General features: G+C 63.2%; 7 protein-coding genes. 3 read left to right on the top strand and 4 right to left on the bottom strand.

Annotated elements, in window-relative coordinates:
- Window positions 1-429 precede the first annotated feature (429 nt).
- The gene (rhtA, locus tag CHB99_RS19510) at window positions 430-1,317 is read left to right on the top strand and encodes a threonine/homoserine exporter RhtA (protein ID WP_042128366.1); all 888 of its coding nucleotides are present in this window, start codon (window positions 430-432) and stop codon (window positions 1,315-1,317) included.
- Between the two features lie 178 nt (window positions 1,318-1,495).
- A complete protein-coding gene (locus CHB99_RS19505; protein ID WP_042128365.1) occupies window positions 1,496-1,777 on the top strand; it encodes a hypothetical protein in 282 nt (93 codons plus the stop codon).
- Window positions 1,778-1,813: 36 nt separating this feature from the next.
- On the opposite strand, the gene CHB99_RS19500 is transcribed toward CHB99_RS19505, so the two are convergent.
- The 3 genes from CHB99_RS19500 to CHB99_RS19490 all read right to left on the bottom strand — a co-directional run bounded on the left by CHB99_RS19500 (window position 1,814) and on the right by CHB99_RS19490 (window position 5,978).
- Window positions 1,814-3,625, bottom strand: a complete 1,812-nt coding sequence (locus CHB99_RS19500) for an aminopeptidase P family protein (protein WP_042128362.1) — start codon at window positions 3,623-3,625, stop codon at window positions 1,814-1,816.
- 56 nt (window positions 3,626-3,681) lie between these two features.
- On the bottom strand, window positions 3,682-4,842 hold the full coding sequence (locus CHB99_RS19495) for a cysteine desulfurase family protein (RefSeq protein ID WP_042128360.1): 1,161 nt from the start codon (window positions 4,840-4,842) through the stop codon (window positions 3,682-3,684).
- Between the two features lie 119 nt (window positions 4,843-4,961).
- On the bottom strand, window positions 4,962-5,978 hold the full coding sequence (locus tag CHB99_RS19490; RefSeq protein ID WP_042128359.1) for a GlxA family transcriptional regulator: 1,017 nt from the start codon (window positions 5,976-5,978) through the stop codon (window positions 4,962-4,964).
- A 107-nt stretch (window positions 5,979-6,085) separates the two neighbouring features.
- On the opposite strand from CHB99_RS19490, the gene CHB99_RS19485 reads away from it, so the two are divergent.
- On the top strand, window positions 6,086-6,634 hold the full coding sequence (locus tag CHB99_RS19485; protein WP_042128356.1) for a cysteine hydrolase family protein: 549 nt from the start codon (window positions 6,086-6,088) through the stop codon (window positions 6,632-6,634).
- A gap of 1 nt (window position 6,635) precedes the next feature.
- On the opposite strand, the gene CHB99_RS19480 is transcribed toward CHB99_RS19485, so the two are convergent.
- Window positions 6,636-7,196 carry a helix-turn-helix domain-containing protein gene (locus CHB99_RS19480; RefSeq protein WP_042128354.1) on the bottom strand — a complete coding sequence of 187 codons (561 nt, stop codon included), beginning with the start codon at window positions 7,194-7,196 and terminating at the stop codon, window positions 6,636-6,638.
- Window positions 7,197-7,248 lie beyond the last annotated feature (52 nt).

The following is a 7,248-nucleotide window of genomic DNA, read 5'->3' as shown; positions in this document are numbered from 1 at the left end:
CTTCAACCGAGGCGCGTATTCTACGCTTTCCTCTAAGTCTGTCAAGCGTTTATTTTGAAGTTTTTTCAGAATTTCTCGTTCAACTTCAAACACTTGACTCGCTGCGATCTCTCGTTAGCGGGAGGCGAATTCTACAGCGTTACAACCTGCTGTCAACTGCCTTTTTCAACCGCCTTCGTCGATGACCGAAGCACTTCCGATACTACCTGAAACATCCAACCCATTGATTCTCAAGGAGTTTTCCGTTTCGACTGCGCCGGAAGTGGGGCGAATTATAGAGAGATAATACGGGGCGTCAAGCACTAATTTGAAAGACCTTCCAGGAAAGAAATTTTGCGCAATATATTGCTCACCCACCCCGAGGGTGCGCATCATAGGCCCCCGGTCCGAACCACCGCGCCTTCTTCTTATAAGGAATCCTCCCTCGCAATGAACACCCAGACCCGCAGCCTCGCCGCAACGCTGTTTCCCGTCGGCGTGCTGCTTATCGCAATGGCCTCGATCCAGTCTGGCGCCTCGCTGGCCAAGACCATGTTCCCGCTGATCGGCCCGGAAGGCACCACGACCCTGCGCCTGCTGTTCGCCAGTGTGATCATGCTGCTGTTGCTGCGGCCCTGGCGGGCGAAGCTGAGCGCCAGCACATTGAAGACCGTGATCATCTATGGCGCGGCGCTGGGCGGCATGAACTTCCTCTTCTATATGTCGCTGCAGACGGTACCTCTCGGCATTGCCGTGGCCCTCGAGTTCACCGGACCGCTGGCCGTGGCGCTGTATGCCTCGCGACGCCCGGTGGACTTCCTCTGGATAGGCCTGGCCATCGCCGGCCTGTTGCTGCTGATTCCGATGGGTGAAAGCAGTCAGGGTATCGAGCCGGTCGGTGCCGCTTATGCACTCGGCGCCGGGGTCTGCTGGGCGCTGTACATTCTCTATGGCCAGAAGGCAGGGGCCGAGAACGGTATCCAGACTGCCGCGCTGGGCGTGGTCATCGCCGCGCTGTTCGTCGCCCCCATCGGTATCGCCCAGGCCGGCAGTGCATTGCTCAATCCCGCGCTGATTCCGGTTGCCCTTGGGGTCGCCGTTCTTTCCACCGCACTCCCCTACAGCCTGGAAATGGTCGCCCTGACCCGCCTGCCAGCGCGTACCTTCGGCACATTAATGAGCATCGAACCGGCCTTTGGCGCGCTTTCCGGTCTACTGTTTCTCAATGAGGTACTGAGCCTGGCGCAATGGCTGGCGATCGGCGCGATCATTACCGCGTCGGTTGGCGCGACCCTGTCCATGCGCAAGGAAGGGCCACCCCCGATCGCCGCCGACTGATTGAGAAATATTTTCATTTAAATCTCTGCAAATGATTGTGCCGCCCCGTCTACCGTGTTTAAGCTGTGAACCGTGTTGTTATTTTGAATTTTTCACTCGACGCAGGGACGAACAAGCATCAGGAAGATGCAATTAGAACGAACACGGACACAGATCCGCGCAAGCGTTAAGGACAGGAATGAAACGAATTTTGCTCATCCTAGCTATCCTGGCAGTCGCTGGTTGCGCCGCGACCGCCAAGGACGAGGTCAAGCGTGGCAAGAAGGGGCTGCACATCAACTGCTCCGGCCTCTCTTCTTCCTGGAACAAGTGCTACAGCAAGGCGGCAAGTTCCTGCGGCACCAAGGGCTATAAGGTCATCGCCAAATCCGGGGATGGCGATGAAGAGCCAGGCGACTATCCGTTCGGCATCAACCCCGCCGGCTACACCAGTCGCAGCATGATCGTCATCTGCAAGTGAACAAGGGCAACCCGCGGGTTGCCCTTCTCGTCCGCGTCAACCGACAGCCTGTGTTCTCTCGCGCAGCCACGCCAGCGCCGGCCCCTCCAGCAATGGTTCGAGGCGTCGCCGCACTTCGTCGTGATAACCGTCCAGCCACGCACGTTCCTCACGGCCAAGCTGATCGACGAGCAGGCAGCGAGTATCGATGGGGCACAAGGTCAGCGTCTCGAACTCGAGGAAGTCGCCGAACGCGCTCTTGCCCGACTCACGATTGAACACCAGGTTCTCGATGCGCACTCCCCACTGGCCAGGACGATAGGTGCCCGGCTCGATCGAGGTGATCATGCCCTCCTGCATCGCCGTATGCGGCGCGGCGGCAGCCTGGTAGGCAATGGTCTGCGGCCCCTCATGGACATTCATGAAATAGCCGACGCCGTGCCCGGTGCCGTGTCCATAGTCGACATGCTCGGCCCATAGCGGCGCGCGGGCGATGGCGTCGAGCAGGGGCGAAGGAATACCGCGGGGAAATTTCGCTCGCGACAGTGCGATCACACCCTTGAGCACGCGCGTGCAATCCAGCTTCTGCTCATGGCTTGGCGTACCGATCGGCACCATCCGGGTAATGTCCGTGGTCCCCCCGAGGTACTGCCCACCGGAATCGATGAGCAACAGTCCATCGCCTTCGATGCGCGCATGAGCTTGCGCCGTGGCGTGGTAATGCGGCATGGCGCCGTTGCCATTGAACGCAGCGATGGTGGCGAAGCTCAAAGACACGAAACCCGGCCGTCGGGCCCGCGCCGCACTCAGTTGCTCGTCGATGTCGAGTTCGGTGACCACCCCGCTCGCCTGCGTCGCTTCGAGCCAGGCGAAGAACTCGCAGAGCGCGACGCCATCCTGTTCCATGACCTGGCGAATGTGCAGCAGGTCCGCACGGCTCTTGCGCGATTTGGCGAAGGTGCTCGGATTGATGCCTTCGACCAGGCGCACACCTTCACGCAGGTTGGCCAGCAGCCCGCTGGTAACCTTGGCCGGGTCGACCAGCAGCACGCTGCCGGCGTCGATCCCCGCCAGTCCGGCGGCCACTTCGCTGTAGTCGCGCAATTCGACCCCGTCGGCGGCCAGCGTCTGCCGCAGCCCGGCATCCACCTTGCCCTCGGCGACATAAAGGATTGCCGCGGCCTGGCTGATCAGGGCGAAGGATACGAACACCGGGTTATAGGAGACATCGCTGCCGCGCAGGTTGAACAACCAGGCGATATCGTCGAGGGTTGCGAGGAAATGCCAATCCGCGCCGCGCTCGGCCAGGGTCTGGCGCAGGCTGGCGAGCTTTTCGCCGCGGGTCAGCGTGGCCTGGGGTGGCAAGTGGGCATACACCGGATTGCCCGGCAGCGCGGGCCGGTCGTCCCAGACCTGTTCGAACAGATCCTTGTCCAGCAGCAGACGCACGTCGCGCGCACTCAGACGCTCGCCCAGCTGTCGCGCCGACGCCAGCGCCATCACCGCACCGTCCACCGCCACGGCACCGCCGGCGGGCGTGTTGTCCGCCAGCCAGTCCAGCGGCCCCGGCCGCCCGGGCTGCAGCTTGACCAGTTCGATACCGCTGCCGGCCAGTTCCTGCGCAGCTTGTTCCCAATAGCGGCTGTCGGCCCAAAGGCCGGCGAAGTCCGCGGTCAGTACCAGGGTCCCGACCGACCCCTGAAAGCCGGAAAGCCATTTGCGGCCCTGCCAGTAACCCGGCAGATACTCGGAAAGATGGGGATCGGCGGAAGGCACCAGCAGTGCATCGACCCCTTCGTTGCGCATCACCTGGCGCATTTGCGCCACACGTCTCCTGATCGCATCCTGCGTTGTCGGCTGACTGTTCATGCTTGCTCCTTTATCACCACGACCTTGTATTGCGGCCGCTGATAATGGAACAGGCCTCAGCCCCGGGCAACACCCCAGAACGGCGCCAGGCGCAGTGCTGCGCGGATGGCGGCGGCAGCCTGGTCGATGTCCGACACGCGGGTCAAACGTCCCAGGCTGAGGCGGATGGTCTGCCCGGCAAGGTACGCGTCATGCCCCAGCGCGAGGAGCACATGCGAAGGCGCGCTGCTCCCGGAATTGCAGGCCGAAGTGGACGAGAACGCCAGGCTTTCGCCCAGCGCGGCAAGGTCCGGCGAATCGCCGCTGAAGGTCAGGCTGAGGGTGTGCGGAATGGACTGTTCAGGGCTGCCGTTTAACACCAGACCGGAAATATCCCGCAGTTTTGTAAGAAGACGCTCACGCAAACATCGGATTCGATCCAGCTCTTCATGCTGCACCTCGCCCGCCAGGGCGAATGCCGCGCCCATCGCCGCGATCTGGTGGGTGGCCAGCGTACCGGAGCGCAAACCGCCTTCATGCCCGCCGCCGTGGATCTGCGCCTGCAGCAACGGCCGCGCGCGCTCGCCGACATACAAGGCGCCAATGCCCTTGGGGCCATAGACCTTGTGCGCGGAAAACGACACCACATCCACCGGCCAGCGCCCCAGGTCGATCGCCACCTTGCCCGCCGCCTGCGCCGCATCGACATGCAGCAGGGCGCCCTGCCCGCGCACGATCTCGCCGATCCGCCGAACGTCGGTCAGGGTGCCCAGTTCGTTGTTCACCAGCATCAGCGAAACCAGGAAGGTGTCCGCCCGCAGCGCCGCCGCGACCGCTTCGGGAGTGATCAGTCCCTGGGCATCCGGCGCCAGCCAGGTCACCTCGAAACCCGCGCCCTGCAACTGCCGGGCGGTATCGAGCACTGCCTTGTGCTCGATGCAACTGGTGATGATATGGCCACCACGCCGCCCCTGGGCCAGGCCCTTCAGCGCGAGGTTGTTGGACTCCGTGGCACCGGACGTCCAGACGATCTGCTCGGCGCGCGCCCCCACCAGCGCCGCCACCTGCGCGCGTGCCAGCTCCACGGCCTGGCGGGCCGCCTGACCATAGCGGTGCGAGCTGGAGGCCGGATTGCCGAAATTGCCGGTCGCCCCCAGGCACTTGACCATGACGTCGATGACTCGCTCGTCGATGGGCGTCGTGGCGGCATAGTCGAAATACAGCGGCAGGGTTTCCATGGTTCAAGGCTCTCTGGCAGTTGTCGCCCCGGAAAGCAGGACGCTTCCCGATTCCTTGAGAGATAGTGCCTCAAACAGTATAGAACCAATAATTATCAATTTTCATATTTATATAACTTTTATCTCATTTTATTCGCCACGGCTGGATCGGTATCCGCATCATTCGCCGTGGTATTCATCACCTGCCGCCGATAATCACTCGGCGCCAACCCGGTGACCTTGTGGAACACCTTGCGAAACGCGCCCGGGTCCTGATAGCCGACACCCCAGGCGATCTGGTCGATGCTGCGCCGGGTGAACTCGAGCATGCGACAGGCGCGTCCGACCCGCACCTGCTGGCAGTACTCGGTGGGCTTCAGCCCGGTGGCACCGCGAAAACGCCGCAGGAACGTGCGTTCCTCCAGCCCCGCGCATTCGGCCATCAGGGTCACACTGACCTCCCGCGCGCCGGTGCTCTGCAACCAGTGCTGAACCTTCAGCACGGCCTCGTCGCCGTGGTCCAGGCGCGGGCTGAAACTGCTCCCCGCCGGCTTCACCCACACCGGTTCGACCGCGAGAAAGCGCGCGGTTTCGGTGGCCAGGGTCTGGCCGAGAAAACGCTCGACCAGCTTCAGGCCGACATCGGTCCAGGCCATCAACCCGGCACTGGTGATCACATCGCCATCCTCCAGCAAGGGCAGGTTGGCTTCGACCCGTACCCGCGGAAAACGCTCGGCCAGGGATTGCGCGAAATTCCAGTGGGTAGTGGCCGAACGTCCGTCGAGCAGGCCGCTGGCGGCGATGAAGAACACCCCGACGCACACCGACACCAGCAAGGCGCCATCGCCGTGCCAGTCGCACAGGCGCTGGCGATAGCGTTCGAGCAGCTCGGCGTCGGGCTCCTGGGTCAGGCTCGGTGGCACGATCATCACCCGCGGCTGGTAGCTGTCGCGCGAATGGCTGTCGTGACTGACCTCGAGCACGCCATCAATGTCCTGCCAATGACACACCCGCAGCGGCGCGCGCTGCGCCATGCCGAGGTCGCCGGCCAGGCGGTTGGCCACGCTGAACAGGTCGGTCAGCCCGTAGACCGCGGCCATCTGCGCCCCGGGGTAGACCAGGATGCCGATTTCGGTGAAGTCGCCGTCGCAACTCATTGTCAGTTTTTCCCGTCAAATTGTCGGTCGTGCCAATCCGCAACGACGCCGGGCAAGCCTATAACTATCTGCCATCGCGTCACCACTCTCCGAAATGAGGAAACGTCATGAGCAAAAAGGCCCTGATCATCATCGATATCCAGAACGATTACTTCCCCGGCGGCAAATGGACCCTGGCCAATGCCGACGCCGCCGCCGACAACGCGGCCAAGGCACTGGCCGCGGCGCGGGCACGGGGCGACCTGGTGATCCATGTGCGGCATGAGTTCGAATCCGCCGATGCGCCGTTCTTCGCCCCCGGTTCCGAAGGCGCGCGGATCCATCCGAAACTGGCCCCGCAAGGCGACGAGGCAGTGGTGCTCAAACACAAGGTCAATGCCTTCCTCGACACCCCGCTGCAAAGCCTGCTGGAGCAACAGCGGGTCAGCGAACTAACTGTGGTCGGCAGCATGAGCCACATGTGCATCGACGCGGCGGTGCGCGCCGCCGCCGACCTCGGTTACCCGGTCAAGGTGCTGCACGATGCCTGCGCGACCCGCGACCTGGAGTTCGATGGCGTGACCATTGCGGCGGCCCAGGTGCATGCGTCCTACATGGCGTCGCTGGCGTTCGCCTATGCCGAGGTGCTTTCCACCGAGGCGTGGCTGGCCGCCTGAGTCAGATCACCACATTGCGCACGAAGCAGGCGGCGACCTCGCCGTCATTGCGATAGCCGTGGGTGCGGTTGCTGGCGTAGGTGAAGAACTCGCCGGCAACCAGCCGGCGCGGTTCGCCGTCGATCAGCAGGGTCAGGCAGCCGGCGAAGACGAACACCTGTTCGCTGAAGCCTTCCGGATCGGCGTTGGTCTGGTAGAACTCGCCAGGCTCCAGGCGCCACTCCCACAACTCCACCTCGCGTCGGGCCGGCGCACTGGCGAGCAACACCGCCTTGCTCCCGGGGTGCTCGCCGGCCCAGGCCAGTTCGTTGATGCGACTGGAGTCACGGTTGTCCGGCGCCTTGATCAGGTCGCTGAAGGCCACACCGAGGGCCTCGGCGATCAGGTCGAGGGTCGACAGGCTGACGTTCTTTTCCCCCGCCTCGATCGCCACCAGCATCCGCCGGCTGACCCCGGACGCCTGCGCCAGGGCGCTCTGACTCAGGCCGGCGTCGTGGCGCAGGCGGCGCACGTTCTGGCTGACATGCTGGAGCACCGAGGCGCGATTGGAATCTTTATCCACTGGAATGCTCACTGAAGAGAGTTTGCGCAGTATACTGCCCACTTTTGTCGCG

The organism is Pseudomonas japonica, assembly GCF_900188455.1.
Lineage (GTDB): Bacteria > Pseudomonadota > Gammaproteobacteria > Pseudomonadales > Pseudomonadaceae > Aquipseudomonas > Aquipseudomonas japonica.
Note: the sequence above shows the minus strand (reverse complement) of the source record. Positions and strands in the feature narration are given on the sequence as shown.

Bases quoted from the DNA above. Each gene is read 5' to 3' on its own strand.
- CHB99_RS19485 (WP_042128356.1), top strand. From the start codon at position 6,086: ATGAGCAAAAAGGCCCTGATCATCATCGATATCCAGAACGATTACTTC.
- CHB99_RS19500 (WP_042128362.1), bottom strand. From the start codon at position 3,625: ATGAACAGTCAGCCGACAACGCAGGATGCGATCAGGAGACGTGTGGCG.
- CHB99_RS19495 (WP_042128360.1), bottom strand. From the start codon at position 4,842: ATGGAAACCCTGCCGCTGTATTTCGACTATGCCGCCACGACGCCCATC.
- rhtA (WP_042128366.1), top strand. From the start codon at position 430: ATGAACACCCAGACCCGCAGCCTCGCCGCAACGCTGTTTCCCGTCGGC.
- CHB99_RS19505 (WP_042128365.1), top strand. From the start codon at position 1,496: ATGAAACGAATTTTGCTCATCCTAGCTATCCTGGCAGTCGCTGGTTGC.
- CHB99_RS19490 (WP_042128359.1), bottom strand. From the start codon at position 5,978: ATGAGTTGCGACGGCGACTTCACCGAAATCGGCATCCTGGTCTACCCC.